General features: G+C 72.1%; 18 protein-coding genes. 8 read left to right on the top strand and 10 right to left on the bottom strand.

Annotated features, from left to right (window positions below):
* The first annotated feature begins 47 nt into the window (after positions 1-47).
* The 4 genes from ACFY5B_RS07725 (at position 48) to ACFY5B_RS07740 (ending at position 3,576) form a co-directional block, all read left to right on the top strand.
* Positions 48-1,172, top strand: a complete 1,125-nt coding sequence (locus ACFY5B_RS07725; protein WP_389965973.1) for an ABC transporter ATP-binding protein — start codon at positions 48-50, stop codon at positions 1,170-1,172.
* Positions 1,169-1,885 (top strand): ABC transporter permease, encoded by a 717-nt coding sequence (locus ACFY5B_RS07730; RefSeq protein ID WP_389965976.1) that lies wholly within the window; start codon positions 1,169-1,171, stop codon positions 1,883-1,885. Before ACFY5B_RS07725 ends, ACFY5B_RS07730 begins: the two co-directional genes overlap by 4 nt.
* Complete coding sequence (locus tag ACFY5B_RS07735; RefSeq protein ID WP_389965979.1) at positions 1,882-2,547, top strand: ABC transporter permease; 666 nt, start codon at positions 1,882-1,884, stop codon at positions 2,545-2,547. Before ACFY5B_RS07730 ends, ACFY5B_RS07735 begins: the two co-directional genes overlap by 4 nt.
* Before the next feature lie 72 nt (positions 2,548-2,619).
* Positions 2,620-3,576, top strand: coding sequence for an ABC transporter substrate-binding protein (locus tag ACFY5B_RS07740; protein WP_389965982.1), 957 nt, complete (start codon positions 2,620-2,622; stop codon positions 3,574-3,576).
* A 106-nt stretch (positions 3,577-3,682) separates the two neighbouring features.
* Here ACFY5B_RS07740 and ACFY5B_RS07745 read toward each other — a convergent pair whose 3' ends face one another.
* The 5 genes from ACFY5B_RS07745 to ACFY5B_RS07765 form a co-directional block, all read right to left on the bottom strand.
* On the bottom strand, positions 3,683-4,267 hold the full coding sequence (locus ACFY5B_RS07745; protein ID WP_389965985.1) for an ATP/GTP-binding protein: 585 nt from the start codon (positions 4,265-4,267) through the stop codon (positions 3,683-3,685).
* Positions 4,254-4,613, bottom strand: coding sequence for a DUF742 domain-containing protein (locus tag ACFY5B_RS07750; protein WP_389965987.1), 360 nt, complete (start codon positions 4,611-4,613; stop codon positions 4,254-4,256). Before ACFY5B_RS07750 ends, ACFY5B_RS07745 begins: the two co-directional genes overlap by 14 nt.
* 1 nt (position 4,614) lies before the next feature.
* Positions 4,615-5,046, bottom strand: coding sequence for a roadblock/LC7 domain-containing protein (locus ACFY5B_RS07755; RefSeq protein WP_020271575.1), 432 nt, complete (start codon positions 5,044-5,046; stop codon positions 4,615-4,617).
* Positions 5,047-5,060: 14 nt separating this feature from the next.
* A complete protein-coding gene (locus tag ACFY5B_RS07760) occupies positions 5,061-7,565 on the bottom strand; it encodes a nitrate- and nitrite sensing domain-containing protein (RefSeq protein ID WP_389965990.1) in 2,505 nt (834 codons plus the stop codon).
* 194 nt (positions 7,566-7,759) lie between these two features.
* On the bottom strand, positions 7,760-8,770 hold the full coding sequence (locus tag ACFY5B_RS07765) for a substrate-binding domain-containing protein (protein ID WP_389965993.1): 1,011 nt from the start codon (positions 8,768-8,770) through the stop codon (positions 7,760-7,762).
* Between the two features lie 361 nt (positions 8,771-9,131).
* On the opposite strand from ACFY5B_RS07765, the gene ACFY5B_RS07770 reads away from it, so the two are divergent.
* Both ACFY5B_RS07770 and mgtA read left to right on the top strand, forming a co-directional pair.
* Complete coding sequence (locus ACFY5B_RS07770; protein WP_389966461.1) at positions 9,132-9,479, top strand: ArsR/SmtB family transcription factor; 348 nt, start codon at positions 9,132-9,134, stop codon at positions 9,477-9,479.
* Complete coding sequence (mgtA, locus tag ACFY5B_RS07775) at positions 9,469-11,961, top strand: magnesium-translocating P-type ATPase (RefSeq protein ID WP_389965995.1); 2,493 nt, start codon at positions 9,469-9,471, stop codon at positions 11,959-11,961. The genes ACFY5B_RS07770 and mgtA overlap by 11 nt, the downstream gene beginning before the upstream one ends.
* Here mgtA and ACFY5B_RS07780 read toward each other — a convergent pair.
* Positions 11,952-13,514 (bottom strand): LCP family protein, encoded by a 1,563-nt coding sequence (locus ACFY5B_RS07780; protein WP_389965998.1) that lies wholly within the window; start codon positions 13,512-13,514, stop codon positions 11,952-11,954. The two genes, mgtA and ACFY5B_RS07780, sit on opposite strands and share 10 nt — an antisense overlap.
* A 77-nt stretch (positions 13,515-13,591) precedes the next feature.
* Here ACFY5B_RS07780 and tatA point away from each other — a divergent pair, with 77 nt between their 5' ends.
* Complete coding sequence (tatA, locus tag ACFY5B_RS07785) at positions 13,592-13,837, top strand: Sec-independent protein translocase subunit TatA (protein ID WP_389966001.1); 246 nt, start codon at positions 13,592-13,594, stop codon at positions 13,835-13,837.
* Here the strand turns inward: tatA and ACFY5B_RS07790 are convergent.
* From ACFY5B_RS07790 to ACFY5B_RS07800, 3 genes are all read right to left on the bottom strand, one after another.
* Positions 13,794-15,038 (bottom strand): cytochrome P450, encoded by a 1,245-nt coding sequence (locus ACFY5B_RS07790; protein WP_389966004.1) that lies wholly within the window; start codon positions 15,036-15,038, stop codon positions 13,794-13,796. The two genes, tatA and ACFY5B_RS07790, sit on opposite strands and share 44 nt — an antisense overlap.
* Positions 15,039-15,162: 124 nt before the next feature.
* Positions 15,163-15,621 carry a DUF6114 domain-containing protein gene (locus tag ACFY5B_RS07795; protein WP_389966006.1) on the bottom strand — a complete coding sequence of 153 codons (459 nt, stop codon included), beginning with the start codon at positions 15,619-15,621 and terminating at the stop codon, positions 15,163-15,165.
* Positions 15,621-16,289, bottom strand: coding sequence for a DUF6230 family protein (locus tag ACFY5B_RS07800; RefSeq protein ID WP_389966008.1), 669 nt, complete (start codon positions 16,287-16,289; stop codon positions 15,621-15,623). The genes ACFY5B_RS07795 and ACFY5B_RS07800 overlap by 1 nt, the downstream gene beginning before the upstream one ends.
* Before the next feature lie 630 nt (positions 16,290-16,919).
* On the opposite strand from ACFY5B_RS07800, the gene ACFY5B_RS07805 reads away from it, so the two are divergent.
* Positions 16,920-17,561: a Tat pathway signal sequence domain protein gene (locus ACFY5B_RS07805; protein ID WP_389966011.1), complete on the top strand. Its 642-nt coding sequence runs from the start codon at positions 16,920-16,922 to the stop codon at positions 17,559-17,561.
* A gap of 19 nt (positions 17,562-17,580) precedes the next feature.
* Here ACFY5B_RS07805 and ACFY5B_RS07810 read toward each other — a convergent pair whose 3' ends face one another.
* Positions 17,581-18,522 (bottom strand): lytic polysaccharide monooxygenase, encoded by a 942-nt coding sequence (locus tag ACFY5B_RS07810; RefSeq protein ID WP_389966013.1) that lies wholly within the window; start codon positions 18,520-18,522, stop codon positions 17,581-17,583.
* Positions 18,523-18,868: the final 346 nt, after the last annotated feature.

Here is an 18,868-nt window from a genome sequence, read left to right on the forward strand (position 1 = left end):
CGTACGACCATGGCCAACGCTTCCGCCAACCGAAGGGCTCCGGCGCCTTGATACGGATCGAATCAGTCACCAAGCGCTATCCGGACGGCACGGTGGCTGTCGACCGGCTCTCCCTGGAGATACCCGACCGCTCGATCACCGTCCTCGTCGGACCCTCCGGCTGCGGCAAGACCACCACCCTGCGGATGATCAACCGGATGGTCGAACCGAGCGAGGGAACCATCCTCCTCGACGGCGAGGACATCCAGCGCCGCCCCGTCACCACCCTGCGCCGGTCCATGGGTTACGTCATCCAGAACGCCGGCCTCTTCCAGCACCGCACGATCCTCGACAACATCGCCACCGTGCCCCGCGTGCTCGGCTGGGGCAAGCAGAAGTCCCGGGCCCGGGCGGCGGAGCTGATGGAACGCGTGGGCCTCGACGCCGCGCTCGCCAAGCGGTACCCGTACCAGCTCTCCGGCGGCCAGCAGCAGCGCGTCGGCGTGGCCCGGGCGCTCGCCGCCGACCCGCCCGTTCTGCTCATGGACGAGCCGTTCTCCGCGGTCGACCCGGTGGTGCGCAAGGGACTCCAGGACGAACTGCTGCGCATCCAGGACGAGTTGGGCAAGACCATCGTCTTCGTCACCCATGACATCGACGAGGCCATCAAACTCGGCACGATGGTCGCCGTGATGCGCGAGGGCGGTCACCTCGCCCAGTACGCGCCCCCGGCCGAGCTGCTGTCCAGCCCCGCCGACGCCTTCGTCGAGGACTTCCTCGGCGCCGACCGCGGCATCCGGCGGCTGTCGTTCTTCCCCTCCGCCGAACTCCCGCTGTCCACCGGACCGGTGGTCCCGGCCGACGCCACCGCCGAGCAGCTCGCCGCCCCCGGCGAACCCTGGCTGCTGGTCACCGACGCCGACGGCCGTCCCCTCGGCTGGGGTGAGCGGGACGACCTGACGGCCGGTGACATCAGGACCGACCGGCTCGTCCCGCACGGACGGCCCTTCGTCCCCGGCGCCGACTCGCTGCGGGCCGCCCTCGACTGCGCGGTGCTCTCCCCGTCCGGCCACGCCGTCGCCGTCGACGGCACCGGCCGCGTGACCGGCGTGGTCTCGCAGGCCACCATCGGCGAGGCGATCCGCAGCGCCCACGCCGGCGGCCACGCCGACGAGGCCAAGGTCGCGTCGTGAACGGCTTCTTCGACGGTTTCTTCGACATCCCGAGCGACCTCCAGCACAGCTACCAGGGCCTGATCGGACTGCACCTGCGCGAGGCCCTGCTGCCCGTGCTGGCCGGCCTGCTGCTCGCGCTGCCCCTCGCCCAGCTCTGCGTCCGCTTCCGCTGGCTGTACCCGCCGGTGCTCGGCGCCACCACCATCCTCTACGCCGTCCCGTCGCTGGCCTTCTTCGTCGTCCTCATCGACTACACCGGCCAGACCGAGCTGACCGTGATGATCCCGCTGGCCGTGTACAGCCTCGTGGTGCTTGTCCCGGCCATCGTCGACGGGGTGCGGTCCGTGCCCCAGGAAACCCTGGCCGCGGCCACCGCCATGGGGTTCGGACCCGTACGCCGTTACGTGCAGGTGCAGTTGCCGATCGCCGTGCCCGCCATCATCGCCGGGCTCCGGGTCGCCACCGTCTCCAGCATCTCCCTGGTCAGCGTCGGCACCCTCATCGGAAACCAGGGCGCCCTCGGCAACCTCCTCGCCGACGCGCAGAAGTACGACCGTCCCGAACTCGCCGTGAACTCCGTGATCACCACGGCCGTCCTGGCCATCGCGTGCGACGCCCTGCTGGTGCTGCTCCGCGTCGCGCTGACCCCGTGGATGCCGAACGGCGCCCGCAGGCGCCCGAAGCCGAGCACGCGGCAGAAGCTGCCCGCCCCCCAGGACGTGACCCGGTGAACGTACTGAACTTCGTCAACGCCTTCTTCAGCGACGGCGCCCACTGGCACGGCTACGACGGCATCCCGCAACGCCTGCTCGAACACGTTCAGTACTCCCTGCTCGCCCTGGCCCTGGCCGCCGCGATCGGCCTGCCCGTCGGGCTGCTGACCGGGCACACCGGGCGGGGCGGCAACGCGCTCGCCTTCATCGCCACCGCGGCCCGCGCCCTGCCCAGTTTCGGCCTGCTGGTGCTGATCGTCATCGTGATGGGCTTCGGCCTGCTGCCCGTGATGATCCCGCTGGTCGTCCTCGCCGTGCCGCCGATCCTGGTGACCACCTACGAGGCGGTGCGCACCGTCGACCCCTCTCCGGTGGACGCCGCCCGCGGCATGGGCATGCACGAGTCGCGGATCCTGTTCCAGGTCGAACTGCCGGTCGCGCTGCCGCTGATCCTGAGCGGTCTGCGCTCGGCGGCGATCCAGATCGTGTCGACGGCCACCATCGCCGCCTACGTCAGCCTCGGCGGCCTCGGCCGGTACATCGTCGACGGGCTCTACCAGCGCGACTACGAGAAGGTGGTCGGGGGCGCCACCCTGGTGGCCGTCCTGGCCCTCGTCACGCTGGCGCTGTTCTGGGTGGCGGGCCGGGTGGCCGTATCACCGGGGGTGCGCCGACGTTGATGGCCGGGTCTGTAACAAACCGTGACCAGGGCGCTCTTGACTGATCACAAAGCGGCTGGATTGGATCGGTGGATGACTTTCACCGCGAAGAGCAGCAGGTCCAGGACGAGGCACACCAGCGTGGCGGCCGTCGCGCTCACCGCCGCTGCGGCGCTGCTCGCGGGGTGTTCGTCCGGCGACTCCTCCGACAACCCCCTCGAGGGCGAGAAGGCGAAGGCCGGCACCGTCGTCGTCGGCTCCAACAACTTCGCCGAGAGCACCCTGCTCGCGGACATCTACGGCGAGGCGCTCAAGGCCAAGGGCATCGAGGTCTCCTACAAGCACAACATCGGCAGCCGTGAAACGTCCTACGGGCTGATGAAGAACGGCTCCGTCACCGTGCTGCCGGAGTACAACGGCTCGCTGCTGGCCTACCTGGACCCCAAGGCCGAGCAGAAATCGCCCGAGGCGGTGAACGAGGCCGTCAAGGCCAAGCTGGACAAGAGGCTGACGGTTCTTCAGTCGTCGCCGGCCGAGGACAAGGACTCGGTCACCGTCAACGCAGAGACGGCCCGGAAGTACAAGCTGACCTCCTCCTCCACCCTCGCGGACCTCAAGGACGCCGCCCCGGACCTGGTGATCGGCGGTTCGCCCGAGTTCCAGACCCGGCAGCAGGGTCTGAAGGGCCTGAAGTCGGTGTACGGCCTGGAGTTCAAGTCCTTCAAGGCGCTCGACGCGGGCGGCCCGCTGACCCAGGCGGCCCTGGCCAAGAACACCATCCAGGCCGCGGACATCTTCACCACGGACCCGACCATCGTGAAGGAGAAGTTCGTCGTCCTGAAGGACCCGGAGAACCTCTTCGGGTTCGCCAACGTCACCCCGCTGGTCAACAAGAGCGGCCTGAACCAGAAGGGCGTCGACGCACTGGACGCCGTCTCAGCCAAGCTGGACACCAAGACGCTCCTTCAACTGGACGCGCAGGTGCAGCTCGAGAAGAAGGACCCGCTGGAGGTCGCGACGGCGTGGCTGAAGTCGGCGGGCCTGAACTGACGGCCCGACGCTCCTGACGGGCCGACGGCCCGACGGCCCGACGGCACGACGGAGACCGGCCCGGGCGACCGCAACCGTCCGGGCCGGACCCTTCCGGCAGCCGCCCCTACGCCTGCACCGCCGAGGCGATCAACTGGTCGATCAGGGCGATCAGCACATCCCTGCACGACTCCCGGTCCCGGGCGTCGCACAGCAGCACCCGGACGTGATCCGGCACCGCCAGCGCCTCCCTGATGTCCTCGGGCGGATACGGGTGTTCGCCGTGGAAGCCGTTGACCCCGACGACGAACGGAATGCCCCGGCGCTCGAAGAAGTCGATCGCCGCGAAGCTGGACTCGGGTCTGCGCACGTCGATCAGGACCACCGCCCCGAGCGCGCCGAGCGCGAGGTCGTTCCACATGAACCAGAACCGCTGCTGCCCCGGCGTACCGAACAGGTACAGCACCAGTTCCCGGCTGATGGTGATCCGGCCGAAGTCCAGGGCCACGGTGGTGGCCCGCTTCTCCTCGATGCCGTCGAGGTCGTCGATGCCCAGACCGGCCATGGTCAGGGGTTCCTCGGTGCGCAGCGGGGCGATCTCGCTGACCGACCCGACCATGGTGGTCTTGCCGACGCCGAAGCCCCCGGCGATGAGGATCTTGACCGTGTCGGGTGCCGAAGACGCGTCAGTGGCAAGGTCAGAGCCGGCCAAGGCCGTCCCTCACTTTCTGCAGCAGGTCCAGGTCCGGGGAGGTACGGGAGACGAGGCGCGGCGGGCGGACGGTGATCCGGCCCGCCTCCAGCAGGTCGCACAGCATGATGACGACCACGCTCACCGGCAGGTCGAGCCGGGCGGCCAGCTCCGCCACGGCGACCGGCTCGGCGCACAGCCGCAGGATCCGGGTGTGCTCGGGCTGGCACCGGACCGCCGTTGCGGGCGGCGGATCGACCGCCGTGACCGTCGAGATGAGTGTGAAGTCGGCGCGGCTGGGCCGGGTCCGGCCGCCGGTCAGGGCGAACGGCCTGACGAGCCGGCCCGCCGGATCACCTACGTCCACCTCACACGCCGGGATCGACGACGGGTCCGGCCATGCCCCGAGGTGCCGCGCTGAGGTGCTCGCCGATCTTCTTCACCAGCATGTTCATCTGATACGCCACCACCCCGACGTCCGCACCCGGGCCGGTCAGCACGACCAGGTGGGCGCCCGGGCCGGCGGAGGTCAGGATCAGATAGCTGTTGGCCATCTCGATGAGCGCCTGGCGCACCGGACCGCCCCGGAAGTCCATGCTGACGCCCTTGCTGAGGCTCATCAGCCCGGACGCGGTCGCCGCGAGCCGCTCGGCGTCGTCGCGCAGGAATCCGGTGGACTTGCTGACCACCAGGCCGTCCTCGGAGAGCACCACGGCCTGGTTCACGTCGGCGACCCGCTCCACGAGTCCGGTCAGCAGCTGGTCGAGCTGGGTGTGCGTGGCGGGGATGGGGCGTGTCATTGCGGTGTCCTTCGTCAGCGGTCTGCGGGCGGAGTCGGGGCGACGGGATCGGCGGCGGCCTGCCGGGGCACCACGGCCGTCTCGTCGGGGTGGGGCGGCTCGGCGTCGTCACGGGCCCGGAGCGTGCCGCGCTGGAAGCCGGCCAGGGAGGACGCGGCGGCCTCCGCGGTGAAGTCGTCGAGTGAGCCGTCGTCGACGGCCGGTGCGGCCTCCTCGCGCAGTTCCTCCACCAGGCTGGTCTGCGGCACCCTGCGGGGGAGCGGGGCGAGACCGTCCCGGCGCGGGACGACCTCGCGGTCGGCGGACGGGACGACGGAGGCGGTGCGGGCCGTGACGAGGGGTCTGAGCTCGCGAACGGACCCCGCGGCGCCCCCGGGTCCCCCCGGCGCCCCGGCACGCTGCGGCGCCCCGCTCGGCCCGGCGTCCCTCGCATCCCCTCCGTCCACCGCCTCCACCGCCGACGGCCCGTCCTCCTGGACGTCGCCGTCCTCCGCGCCGCCGCCCGCTCCTCGCGGCCCGGCCGGGGCCGCGAGTCCGTTCGGGCCGGTTCCGGACCCGGCGGCCCGCGGCTGCGGCGCCGCGCTGCCCGCCGGCTCCCGCACCACGATCTCGTGCGGGATCAGCACGATCGCCGTGGTCCCGCCGTAGGGCGACGAGCGCAGGGTGACGGCGATGCCGTGCCGGTGCGCCAGCTGAGCGATCACGAACATGCCGAGGCGCAGGTCGTCGGCGAGCGCCACCACGTCGAACTGCGGGGGCACCGCCAGCTGTTCGTTGAAGGAGGTGTAGTCCTCCTCCGACATGCCTAGGCCCCGGTCCTCGACCTCGACGGCCAGGCCCTTGGCCACCATCTGGGCCCGCACCGTGACGGAGCTCGGCGCGGCGGAGTACGCGGTCGCGTTGTCGATGAGCTCGGCCAGCAGATGGATGACGTCGGCGACCGCGGGCGGCGCGACGCACACCTCCTCCTCGGTGAGCACCTCCACCCGCTGGTACTCGGCGACCTCCCCGACCGCGCTGCGCAGGATGTCCATCAGCGCCACCGGCTCGCTCCAGCTGCGGCCGGGCCGCTCGCCGCTGACGATGACCAGGTTCTCCTCGTAACGGCGCAACTGGCTGGCCGTGGAGTCCAGTTCGTACAGGCCCTTGAGGATGTCGGGGTCGGTGTGCTCGCGCTCCAGCGTGTCGAGCTTGCTCAGCTGGAGGTTGACCAGGTTCTGGCTCTGGCGGGCGATGCCCAGGATGATCTTCTGGAAGCCGCGCCGGGTGTCGGCGAGTTCGACGGCGGTGTGCACGGCCGTGCGCTGGGCGGTGTTGAACGCCCGTGCCACCTCGCCGAGTTCATCGTGTCCGTAGTCCAGGGGAGTGGTCGCCGACTCCGGGTCGACCGTCTCGCCCCGCTCCAGCCGCGCCACCACGTCGGGCAGCCGCTCCTGCGCGAGGCTGACGGCGGCCCGACGCAGGCCGCGCAGCCGCCGGGACAGCGAGCGGGTGATCCGCCACGACATGCCGACGCACAGCAGCAGCGCGAGCAGTCCGCCGGCGCTCAGCAGGGCCGCCTTGAGCAGCAGGGCGTCCGCCTTGTCGGCGCTGCGCTGCAGCAGGCTCGCCGTCTGCTGCTCGATGAGGGCCGTGTACTGATCGGACAGCCTGTCCATGGCGGCGGACCACTGCTTCTGCACGTCCGGCAGAGCGATCCGGTCGGCGCTGCCGGACGCGTTGCGCGAGGCCAGCACCCGGTCCTCGACGGACTGCAGCGTCTGCCAGTCCCGGCTCGCCAGGATCCGCTCGGTCTGCGTCTTGGCGCTGCCCGTCAGCTGCGGCATGACCTGGTCCTGGACCAGCCAGCGCCGGGTGTTCACCATCTCCGTGAACTGCGTCCAGGTCTTGTCGTCCAGGTGCCCGGTCGGCCAGGCCAGGCTCAGCTGCGCGTCCTCCCGGGAGACCAGCTCCGCCGCGTGCTCGAGACCGATCAGCGGGCCGGCCTGTGAGGTGAGGTCGCCGTCGTCGACCTGGGACAGCTCCTGGAAGGCGTGGATCTGGTCGTCGATGATCGACGAGTACTGGTCCAGTGCCTGCTGCGCGGTGATGTCCGTCGGGTGGTCCACCTGGTCCCGGTAGTACTCCAGGCTGCCCACCGAGCCCAGCACCGAGTACAGCCGGTCGGATATGCGCGCGGGTGCCTTCTCGATCGCGTCCGCCTGCCCGACCAGCTTGGCCACCGCCTTGTCGGTCTCCTCGCGCTGGGCGTCGAGCGCGGCCCGGGAGCCCTTCGCCGAGGCCAGCCAGGCGGCCGACAGGCTGCGTTCCCGCTGCAGCGCGAGCGTCGCGTCGGTGCCCATGGCGCCGGTCGACCGGCTGAGCTCCGTCTGGTCGCGCAGCCTGAGGCCCTCCGAGAACATCTGGATCGTCGTCACGCCCCACATCGCGGCGAGGGTGACGCTGGGCACGAGGGCCAGGAGCACCAGGGAGAGGCGTATGGAACCGAGGCGGCGCCGGGCACCTGTCCGTCGAGGCATCGTCGTCCTAGGGCGATCAGCGGGGGGTGAGGAACGGGGAGGAGGGGGAGAGGGCGGGGGGTGTGAGGGACGGGCGAGGGGGTGGTGCCGTCCCGGGCACGGCACATGGGATGCGCAGGATGTTATCCGTACAAGTGGACCTGCGGGCCGGGCCTGACCGAATCTTTGGCGACACCGTCACAACAAGCGCCCGGTCACCGGGTCCCGGCGGCCGCGAACCGCGCTACGGCGGACACGTTCGACCTGGTCACGAACGCGGGACCGGTGAGCACCGGCGCCGTGCCGCCACCGCTGACGTTGCCGTTGGTCCGGTACAGCCACAGGGCGTCCACCGCCAGGTAGCCCTGCAGGTAGGGCTGCTGGTCCACGGCGAACTGCACCTCACCGCTCTTCACCGCCTCGACCAGATCCTTGTTCAGGTCGAACGTGGCGACTTCGGCCCGGCTGCCGGACTGCCGCACGGCCTTGACGGCACTGAGCCCGTACTGGGCGCCCAGGGTGACGACCTCGTCGATGCTCGTGTCCTGCCGCAGTCGCGAGGCGATCGTGGCGGTCACCGCGTTCATGTCGCTGCCGTCCACGTACAGGTTGTCGGTGTCGCCGCGGAACGTCTTCCGCATCCCGGCGCAGCGTGCCTCGAGCGCGACGTTGCCCCGCTCGTGCACCACGCACAGGGCGTGCTCGGCCTTGACGTCGTCCAGCTTGTCGCCGACGGCCCGGCCCGCGACCGACTCGTCCTGGCCGAAGTACTCCAGCAGGCCCGCGGGCCGCCAGGCGTCGATGCCGGAGTTGAGTCCGACGACAGGGATGCCGGCCGCCCTGGCCCGGGCGATCGGGCCCCGCATCGCCGCCGGCTTGGCCAGCGTCACCGCGATGCCGTCGACCTTGTCGCGGACCGCGTCCCGCACCAGCCCGGCCTGCGCGGCCGGGTCGGCGTCGCCGGCGTACGTCAGGTCGACGCCGTCCTTGGCGGCAGCCGTCTCGGCGCCCTTGCGCACCAGGTCCCAGAAGGCGTCCCCCTTGCCCCCGTGGGTGATCAGGGCGACCTTCATCCCGCCGCCCGGTCCGCCCGCGGCGTCCCCGCCCGCCGCGTCGTCGGCCGCGCCCAGGACGGAGCAGCCCGACACCAGCAGACACAGGGCGGACAGCAGAGCCGCGACACGGACGCCTCTGCCGGAGGTGTGGGGCGGGCAAGGAGTGTTCATGGGGGGGCGGACCTCGCTGTGCGGCCGTGCAAGAGCAGGGTGAGAGTGCAGACGGGGCCGCAGGGCTGCACCGACCGGATGACTCTCGCTGGCCCGGAGCCAACCGTGTGTGACCACCGGTCGTCAAGTGAGCGGCCACCTGCCGTGAGTTGATGCTGCCGCATCGTGATGATCTGTCCGGCCGGTCGAACAAGGGGTGGTCGCGGATGCTCCCACCTCGGCTTTTCCATACCGTCCGCGCGGTTCGGACGCACGTGCGGACGGGTCTGACGACGTCAGAAACGCTTGCCGCGGGGGCCCTTCAGGGCCGCCTAGACTGGGCGGCGCACAGGCGAGGCAGGCGACGGAAGGGGCGGTGACGGTGGCGGCAGCCGGCGGTGGCTTCGAGGACCCCTCCGAGGACGTGCTCGCCCAGGCGGCCGCGTCCTTCGCTCTGCTCGCCTCGCCCGCCCGGCTGCACATCGTCTGGGCGCTGGCGCAGGGCGAGAGCGACGTGACCGGGCTCGCCGAGCGGGTCGGCGGCGCGCTGCCCGCGGTCAGCCAGCACCTCACCAAACTGAAGCTGGCCGGACTCGTCCGCTCCCGCCGTGAGGGCCGCCGGCAGGTGTACTACGTCGACGACCCCGACGTCGTCGAGGTCGTACGGCTCCTGGTGGACCGGCTCACCGACCGCGCCGCACCGGCGCGCCGCCGCCTCCGTGGCCTCTGAGCCCGCCGAGGGCACCACACTGGAGGTGCTGCGGCGGCTGGAGTCGGGGCCCCGCGGTCTGACCGACACGGAAGCCGCCTCCCGGCTGGCCGCGTTCGGCGAGAACACGCTGCCGGACCGCCGCACCCCCTCCTGGCCCCGCCGGTGCGCACGCGCCCTGCGCGACCCCTTCACCGCCGTACTCCTCTGCCTGGGCCTGGTGTCCGCCGCCGTCGCCTCCTGGGGCACCGCCGTGGTGATCCTCGCCCTGGTCGCGGTCAGCTGTGTGCTGCGGGCGAGCGGGGAGCACCGGGCCGACCGGTCCCTGGCCGCCCTGCGCGAACTGGTCGCGGGCACCGCCACGGTGCTGCGCCGCACCGACCCCGCCGAGCAGCCGGACCCCCGGGAGGTGCCGGTCGCCGAGCTGGTCCCCGGCGACGTGCTCCGGCTCGGTCCCGGCGATCTGGTCCCGGCGGACGTGCGGCTGCTGCGGGCCCGCGGGCTCATGGTGCAACAGGGGGCGCTGACCGGGGAGTCGGCGCCGGTGGCGAAGCGGGCGGCCGACGACGACGCCCCCGACGAGTCCCGGCTGTGCTTCCAGGGCAGCACGATCTCTTCGGGCAGCGGCACCGCCGTCGTGACCGCGACCGGCGCCGCGACGCGGTTCGCCGCAGCTCACCGGGTGCCGGACGTGCCCCGGCAGGGCGGCGCCTTCGACCGGTCCGTGCACGGCATCTCCTGGGTGCTGATCCGGTTCATGCTGCTGACACCGCCGCTGGTGCTGATGGCGAACGCGACCCTGCGCGACCGCGGCCTGGAGACACTGCCCTTCGCCGTCGCGGTCGCCGTCGGGCTGACGCCCGAGATGCTGCCGGTGATCGTCACGACCTGCCTGGCCCGGGGCGCCGCCCTCCTCGCCCGCGCGCACGCCGTGATCGTCAAACGGCTGCCCGCCCTGCACGACCTGGGCGCGGTCGACGTGCTGTGCGTCGACAAGACCGGCACCCTCACCCAGGACCGCCCGGTCGTCGAGAGGGCCCTCGACCCGGCCGGGCGGGACGGCCCCGAGGTGCTGCGCTGGGCCGCCGTCGGCGCCTGGTGGACGCTCCAGCTCGCCGAACTCCCGGCCCCCGACGCCCTCGACGAGGCCCTGCTGGAGGCGGCCGGGCCGGTGGGCGAGGAGTACGACGGGGTGGACGCCGTGCCGTTCGATCCCGTGCGGCGCACCTCGACGGCGGTGGTACGGGGCGGCCTCGGGCAGCACACCGTCGTCCTCACGGGGGCCGCGGAAGCCGTCCTGGAACGCTGCGCGACAGCACCCGGCGAACACGAGCGGCTGCTCGCCCTCGCCGCCCGGGAGGCGGACGCCGGCCTGCGCGTCCTGGCCGTCGCCACGGCCGACCGTCCCGCCGGCGCCCGCACGGCCGACGCCCGGGGCCTGACCTTCCGGGGTCTGGTGACCTTCCGGGACGCCCTCGCCCCCACCGCCGCCGAGGCGCTGCGCGCCCTGGCCGACCGGGGCGTCACCGTGAAGGTCCTCACCGGCGACCACCCGGCCACGGCGGCCCGGGCCTGCCGGGACCTGGGCCTGGACCCGGGCGAGGTGCGGACCGCCGCACAAGTCGCCGACGGCCCCGGCGACTCGACGGTCGTCGCCCGCTGCACCCCCGAGGACAAGGCCCGCGTCGTCGCCGCGCTGCGCGCCGCCGGGCACACCGTGGGCTTCCTCGGCGACGGCGTGAACGACGTGGCCGCGCTGCGCGCCGCCGACGTCGGCATCGCACCCCGCTCGGCCGTCGGCGTGGCACGGGAGAGCGCCGACGTGGTGCTCGCCGACAAGGACCTCACGGCGATCGGCCACGCGATCACCGCGGGCCGGCACGCCAGCGGCAACATCGCCTCGTACCTGCGCGTCACGCTCTCCTCGAACCTGGGCAACGTCGTCGCCATGCTCGCCGCCGGTCTGCTCCTGCCCTTCCTGCCGATGCTCCCGGCCCAGGTGCTCGCCCAGAACCTGTGCTTCGACGCGGCCCAGCTCGCCTTCGCCCACGACCGTCCGGGCGCTGCGGCCCTGCGTGGCCCCGCGGTGCTGAGGCCGCGCGCCTTCCTCCGGTTCGCCCTCGGCTTCGGGACGCTCAACGCGCTCGCCGACCTCGCGACCTTCGCCGTCCTCGCGCTGGCGCTGAACGGCCCCGACGCGGTGAACGACGAGGCCGTGTTCCATTCCGCCTGGTTCACCGAGAACCTGCTCACCCAGGCCGCGGTGATGCTGCTCCTGCGCACCGGCAGGCGCGACGCGACGGGCCGCGCGCCGGGACCGGTCGGCCTGGCGGCGGCCGGCCTTGCCGCCGTCGGCCTGCTCCTCCCGCCGAGCCCCCTCGGGGCGGCCCTCGGCATGACGGCCCTGCCCGCCGCGTACTACCTGCTGCCGGCCGTCGTCCTCGGCCTGTACGCCCTGGCCCTGGCGGCGGCCCGGACCCGGCACCGGCCGCGTCAGCCGTAGGTGAGGTTCGAACAGGGGTTGTCGTCCGCGGACCTGGCCCCGTCGGCGACCTCGGACGGCACGGCGGTCGGCGCCGGGGACGCGGAGGCGCCCGCCGCCGGGGCGTCCGCGTACGACTGCCCGAGGACGACGCTCACCCCGCTGCCGGTCGTGGACCGCAGCTCGGCCCCGGGGAAGGCCCGGGCCACGGTCCGGGCCCGGTCCTCCAGGCCCGGACCGTACTCGACCAGCGTGGTCGGGTGGTCCTGGTCGGCCGCCGTCGCAGTGCCCGTCACGGTGAAGCCGTCCCCGGTCAGGGTGGCGGCGGCGCGGGCGGCCAGGCCGGGGACGGCGGTGCCGTTGTAGACGGCGACGTCGGCGCCCTCACCGGAGACCGGCGCCGGGGATGCGGAAGACGCTCCCGAACCGGAGGTTCCGCTCTTCTTGCCGCCGGCGTTCTTGCCGTCGATCGTGCGGTCGGACCTGAGCGCGGCCCACAGGGCGTCCGCGTCCGGCTGCACGATCGCCACCCGGGATCCCTCGTAACGCCAGGGCAGGGTCACGAACTTGGTGTTGTGCAGGTCGATGTCCTTCAGGGACATCGCGAAGGAGATCAGCTTGTCGGCGGAGCCGAGGCCGGGGTCGACGGTGAGCGATTTCGTCGCGGCGTCGGCCAGCGGCAACAGCCTCGTGGGGGTGAGGCCCTTGCTCTTGACCTCCTTCAGCAGGCTCGCCACGAACGCCTGCTGGCGCTTGATCCGGCCGATGTCGGAACCGTCGCCGATGCCGTGCCGGATCCGGACGTAGTCCAGCGCCTTCTGCCCCGACACGGTCTGCTCGCCCTTGTGGAAGAGCAGCTTGCCCGGGGCGGTGAGATGCGGGTTGAGATCGTTCTCGTAGACGTCCTGCGGCAGGCACACCCGGACCCCGCCCACCACGTCCGTCAGGTCCGCGAAGCCCTTGAAGTCGACGACGATGGTGTGGTCGACGCGCAGCCCGGTGAGCTGTTCGACGGTGTTCTGGGTGCAGGCCGGGTTGCCCTTCGGCGTCTGGCCGACCGAATAGGCCGCGTTGAACATCGTGTCCGGCTGGGCCTTGGTCCACGTGCCGTCGGGGAGTTGGCAGGGCGGGATCGTGACCAGCGTGTCACGGGGGATGGAGACGGCGATCGCGTGCCGGTGGTCGGCGTAGACGTGCAGCAGGAAGGCGGTGTCGGAGCGGCCCACGTCGTCCTTGTCGCCGCCGCCCAGCGCGTTGTTGCCGCCGGTGCGGGTGTCGGAGCCGATGACCAGGACGTTCTGGCCCTTCGACGAACCGGCGTCCGGGCGGTTGTCGGAGAGTCCCCCGGAGTCGAACGTGCTGATGTCGCCGTCCAGCTTCAGATACAGCCAGCCGGCCCCGCCGGCGGCCAGGACGAGCAACGCCAGGGTGACCAGGAGGGCGGTGCGTACGCCCCCTCCGCTGCGGCGGCCGCGCCGGCGCCTGTGGTCCCGGGGCGCGCCCCGGTTGCCGCGACCGGTGCCCCCGCTCCGGTGCCGCGGCGGGTCCGTCGTCCGATTGCTGGTGACCGTCATCGGCGTCCGTTTGCCTCTCGCCCGTGGGTTGTACAGTTGCGCAATGTAGCAACTGTCGACGAGAGGGAGGGCAGGACGTGCTGCGCAACGGACTGGAGCCCTGGCATCTGCTGATCGTGGCGATCGTCGTGATCGTCCTGTTCGGCTCGAAGAAGCTGCCGGACACGGCGCGATCGCTGGGCCGCTCGATGCGGATCCTCAAGAGCGAGGCCAAGGCGTTGAAGGAGGAGGGCGCCGCGGAGCCGTCTCCGCCGGACGCGGCGCCCGACGCACCGCCCGTCAGCCGGTCAGAACCGGCAGCGACCGATGGCCGTGCGAGATGAAGGAGTCCACCGGCTCAAGCCCGCCCGCCGGTGCGGCGAGAGTGAGGCCGGGGAAGCGGTCGAACAGCGCCGGCAGGGCCACGCGCGCCTCCAGCCGGCCCAACGGGGCGCCCAGGCAGTGGTGGACCCCGTACCCGAAGGCCAGATGATCCTTCGAGGCTCGGGTGACGTCGAAGACGGCGGCGTCCGGGCCGTGCTGCTGCGGATCGCGTCCGGCGGCGGCGTACGCGGCGAGGATCGCCTCTCCCTTGCGGATCACCGCGCCGTCCGGGCCGCCCAGTTCGCCGAGGGGGAGGTCCTCGACGGCGTACCGCAGCGGCAGGCTGGCCACCGGCGCCTCGGCCCGCAACGTCTCCTCGATGACGTCGTCCCAGGAGGCCCGCCCCTCGCGGACGTGCGCGAGCTGGGCGGGGTGGGTGAGCAGGGCATGGACGGCGTTGTCGAGCAGGTTGACCGTCGTCTCGTGACCGGCGCTGATCATCAGCATCAGCGTGTCGAGCAGCTCCTGCTCGCTGAGCCGCGTGCCGCTCTCCTCCTCGTGGGCCGAGATCAGCGCGGAGGTCAGGTCGTCGCCGGGCGCGGCCCGTTTCGCGGCGACCAGTTCACCCAGGACGGCGTAGAACCGGGCGTAGATGTCGGCGACTTCCGCCGCGTCGGCCGAGGTGTGGAATACGCCGTCCACCACGACCCGCAGCTCGGCACCCAACTCTGCCGGTAAGCCGAGCAGTTCGCCGATGACCTGGATGGGCAGCGGATAGCAGAACTCCTCGCGCAGATCGACCGCGAGCCCCTCGGCCCCCGCCTTGGCGACACGGTCGAGGAGCGTCGCCGTGATCTCCTCGATCCGGGGCCGCAGCGCGGCGGTGCGGCGGGCGGTGAACGCCTTGGAGACGAGGGTGCGCAGCCGTGTGTGGTCGGTGCCGTAGGCCGTGAACATGTTCCGCACCGCGACCCACGTGTACAGCGGCCAGTCCGGTGATACCTCGCCGTCGATCCAGCGCTGCCAGTGCCGGCGTGGGTCCTTCGACACCCGCGGGTCGGTGAGCAGCCGCTTCAGGAGCGGCGCGCTGCTGACCGCCCAGGCCGGGACACCGTGGGGGAGTTCGACGGGTGTGACGGGTCCGCGCTCACGGATCCGGGCGGCCTCGCCGTGGATGTCGCGGCCGGTCGGGTCGATCACCATCGGGCGGCTGAACTCCATCGGACTCTCCCTGGGCTGACGGCTGGTAGCGGGACGCGCACACGCTGGCGGGCGAGCGCGCGACACGTCCAGCCAAGTGGCCGCGGCCGGGTGGCGCCAGGGGACGGAGGATCACTGACCTGATTCAGGCGGTCTGGCCGGTCCTGTGCTCCAGGGGCTGTGTCAGGGCCTGCGCCGCCTTGGCCTTCCTGCGGCGCTGCCTGCGGCCCACGCGGGGTTCCTGGTCCGGGAGCCAGCCGAAGGCGAGGCAGCTGCCGGTCACGCCCAGGAGCAGGCCGACGAAGAAGCCGCCCAGGTTGGAGGTCATCCAGGTGCCCAGGGAGACCAGGACGCCGATGACCGAGTAGAACAGGCGCTGGGTGGGGTTGAAGAGGATCAGCACGCCGCACAGCAGCATCACCACCGGGAGCAGATAGCCGGCCAGGCCCTGCATGCCGACGTGCAGGATGACGTCCAGCGACGCCTTCAGTGTGAGCAGCACCTCCACCCCGCCCAGGGCGAGCAGCAGCCCGCCCCAGAACGGGCGGCCGGCCCGCCACTGCCGGAAGGCGGGCCGGAATCCCTCGCGCGGACCGCGCGACATCAGCAGCCCGATCCGCTGAAGCCCAGTTTCAGGCCGGGCAGCTTGAACACGCCCGCCGTCGTGGCGTAGTTGGTCTGCCGCAGGTTGGCGATGTGCACCGTGTCGGACTGCTGACTGAACACGCCCTTCGGCCCGCGGCCCTTGGGGCCGGCCTTGTTCAGGGTGCTGGCGTCGTTGCCGATCTCGATGTTGGTGAACGCGGCGTCACCGGTCAGCACGGTGGAGTCGGTCGTCAGATCGCTGGCGGAGACCTTCTGCGCGCCCTCACCCGCCCTGATGACCAGGTTCGTGCCGCCCAGGTCCACGCTCTGGCACAGCTTGGAGAGCGTCGCGTTCTTGATCACGGAGGTGACGACCAGCACCTGGCCGCCGGTGTCGCCCGCGTTGGGGCTGCCTTCGGCCATCTCGTCCAGGCCGCCGAACTGCGCGAAGCCGGTGCCGTTCAGCTCGGTCGCGGTGACGGTGAACGGCATGCCGGAGATGGCGAACTGCACGCCCAGCGCTCCCTCGGCGGTGAGGATCGCGAGGCCGGCGGCGGCCAGGGTGGCCGGCACCGCCATCACCGCGGCGCGACGCGCCCGGACCCGGCCGCGTCGCGCGGGAGCGTCCTGGACGTCGGGGGCGGTGGCGCCGTCCGGTCTTTCGGGGGTGTGCTCGGCGGAGGTCATGTCTGCTCCAGGTGCATGTCGGTGCGGATCGGACTTCGGTGGCACGTTGCCCTGGCGCGGACATCGACCGCGTACGCACGTCTCCCGCAACCCCCGGCGGTTGCAAGGGCTTTCTCGTTACGCCGCAGTAGCCGTCGAGGAAGTTACCGGGGGTTACATGAGGGGTCAAGAGAGTTGTGAACAAAGAGTGTCGGTTGTGCGCCAGGGGTGAGCCGCCCATGCCCAGCAACACTCAGCACACATACAACTCCCTTGCAAAGCCTTGACGTTGACGGAGACGCAGGTCTACAACTCTCCTCGTCCCACCGGATCCGTGGCGCCGGATCCGTCACGCGGCACGTCCCCGTGTCCCGGACCCGCCCGTCCCCGTACGGGCATCTCGTCGCCCGGTGCGTCCGCACGGGCTTTCCTTCGCCCGAGCCCACGCCACGGCATGGCCGCTTCCCTGGCGCCGTGCCACCAGCCACCCCCCGCCCGGCCCGGCCGGAGGTCCCCTCCCGTGTGAACCTCCGGCCGGTGTCCGGCCTGCCGTTGCCGGCCCGTCACGTACGGAGAAGGCGTGACGGGCCGGCCACGGCGGACGCCCGGCGCCACCCCCTCACCCCCCGCTATGGAAAGAGGCACACCCGCATGCGTACACGCACCCTCCTCGCCCTCACCGCCGCCGTCGCCGCCCTGGGCCTCGCCGCCCCCGCCTCCGCGGCCGACACCCCCGTCCTGACCACCGCCGACGGCGCGGCCGTCGCGGTCGGCGACGTCCTCGACGCGTCCCTGGCGAGCGGCACCGCCGCCACCTTCTACTCCAGCGCGACCGGCACCAGCGGCATCTCCTGCACCAAGTCGGCGTTCTCCGCCACCGTCACCGACAACCCGGCCGCCCCCGGCACCGCCACCGAGTCCCTGACCTCGCACAGCTTCGACACCAGCGGCTGCACCACCAACGTCATCGGGGTGCTCGGCGTCAGCGGCATCACCGTCGACAACCTGCCCTACACCACCAGCGTGTCCTCCGGCGGCGCCGTCTCCGTCACCCCGGCCGCGGGCTCCACCGTCCAGTCCACGGTCAAGCTGCGCACCCTGCTCGGCAGTGTCACATGCGTCTACCAGGCCCCCGGCCTGACCGGCACGGCGAGCAACGCCGACAACAGCATCTCCTTCACCAACCAGCAGTTCACCAAGGTGTCCGGCTCGTCGCTGTGCTTCGCCAACGCCTTCTTCACCGCCAAGTACGCCCCGGTGACAGTGGGCGGCGTCGCCGTCAACGTCAACTAGGCCGCTGCGGGGCGCTGATTCAGCGCCGCCGCAGTCGTACGGCCAGGGCGGCGCCGCCGGTGAGCAACAGCACCGCCGCGGCGCCGCCCGCCAGCATGGGCGCGGACGGGCCGGAGGCCGGGCCGGAGGTGGTGGCCAGCGGCGTGTGGTCGTCGTCTTGCGGCGCGGGCCCGGAGGAGTGCGCGGCAGGGCTCGCCGCGGGCTTCCGCTTCTCGCTCTCCGTCCCGCTCTCCTTCTCCGGCTCGCTCTTCCGTCCGGGCTGCCCCTCCTGCGGCTCCTCCTGCTTCTGCTCCTCCTCCTGCTTCCGCTGCTCCTTCCGCGTCTCCGGGAACACCACGTCCGAGCACGAGTAGTAGGTGTCCGGCGTGCTGCTGTTCTGCCAGACCGTGTACAGCACATGGCCCCCGGAGCGGTCCGACGGCAGAGTCGCCTCGAAGCGGTACGCGCCGTCCGTCAGTGCCGGGTCCGTCACCTGGGCGAACGGCTTCTCGGGCAGGTCGGACCAGGACAGCGGCCCGGCCGGGTCGTAGCCGGGCTTCGTCAGGTACATACGGAACGTGCCGGTGTGCGGGATCGTCGAGACGTACCGCATCCGCAGGGTCGCGCCCGGCGTCATCCGGGTCGACGGCCAGTCGGCACGGGCGAGATCGAGGCCCCGGTAGGCGGGCAGGCCGCCGCTGCACAGCTTCCCGTCCGGGACGACCTCCCGGTCCCGGCCGTTCACGTTCGCCACCCGCAGGTTGTCCCACGCCGTGAAAGGCGTGCCGTTCGCCGCGACGGCCGCACGGCACGCCGCCGTGCCCGTGCGGTCACCACCCTCCGGTGAACAGGCCACCACCCGGCTCACCGGGTCCGTCGGAGCACCGTGCGCCCGGGCCGGCCCCGCCGCCCACAGCGGCAGCAGCAGCGGGGTCAGGAGGGCCGCCGCGAGTGCGGTGCGGTGTGCGGTCGTACGAGGCATCCGTCTGCTTCTCCTCGGCCCGGGCGGCGACGTTCGGTCATGCAGTACGGGAAATCGACCCGACGCGTTCATCACGCCACGACCTGCTCGAAAAGGGTCCATTGGGCGCCCAACCGCCCGCCATAGAGGGTGCTGTTCCAGCCTGATCGAGGGTTTCCCCCGTATCCCGGTGACCTTCCCTTTGCCTATCGTTCGACCACAGCTGACCCACAGGTAACCCCGAACGGTCCGCTTTCGCCTCACGCCTGGCCGGCCATCGCGTCGCTCTTCGCTTTTCGAACCACCCCCCTGCGCTTCGAGGACGAAGCGAGTCCACCGCCGCTCCGCCCAGCCCGGAGTTCCGGCC

It is taken from the genome of Streptomyces sp. NPDC013187, assembly GCF_042899705.1.
Taxonomy (GTDB): Bacteria; Actinomycetota; Actinomycetes; order Streptomycetales; family Streptomycetaceae; genus Streptomyces; species Streptomyces hawaiiensis_A.

Coding starts and splice junctions, on each gene's coding strand:
- ACFY5B_RS07765 (WP_389965993.1), bottom strand. CDS start 8,770: ATGAACACTCCTTGCCCGCCCCACACCTCCGGCAGAGGCGTCCGTGTC.
- ACFY5B_RS07780 (WP_389965998.1), bottom strand. CDS start 13,514: ATGACGGTCACCAGCAATCGGACGACGGACCCGCCGCGGCACCGGAGC.
- ACFY5B_RS07760 (WP_389965990.1), bottom strand. CDS start 7,565: ATGCCTCGACGGACAGGTGCCCGGCGCCGCCTCGGTTCCATACGCCTC.
- ACFY5B_RS07740 (WP_389965982.1), top strand. CDS start 2,620: ATGACTTTCACCGCGAAGAGCAGCAGGTCCAGGACGAGGCACACCAGC.
- ACFY5B_RS07755 (WP_020271575.1), bottom strand. CDS start 5,046: ATGACACGCCCCATCCCCGCCACGCACACCCAGCTCGACCAGCTGCTG.
- ACFY5B_RS07800 (WP_389966008.1), bottom strand. CDS start 16,289: ATGACCTCCGCCGAGCACACCCCCGAAAGACCGGACGGCGCCACCGCC.
- ACFY5B_RS07805 (WP_389966011.1), top strand. CDS start 16,920: ATGCGTACACGCACCCTCCTCGCCCTCACCGCCGCCGTCGCCGCCCTG.
- ACFY5B_RS07795 (WP_389966006.1), bottom strand. CDS start 15,621: ATGTCGCGCGGTCCGCGCGAGGGATTCCGGCCCGCCTTCCGGCAGTGG.
- ACFY5B_RS07790 (WP_389966004.1), bottom strand. CDS start 15,038: ATGGAGTTCAGCCGCCCGATGGTGATCGACCCGACCGGCCGCGACATC.
- ACFY5B_RS07810 (WP_389966013.1), bottom strand. CDS start 18,522: ATGCCTCGTACGACCGCACACCGCACCGCACTCGCGGCGGCCCTCCTG.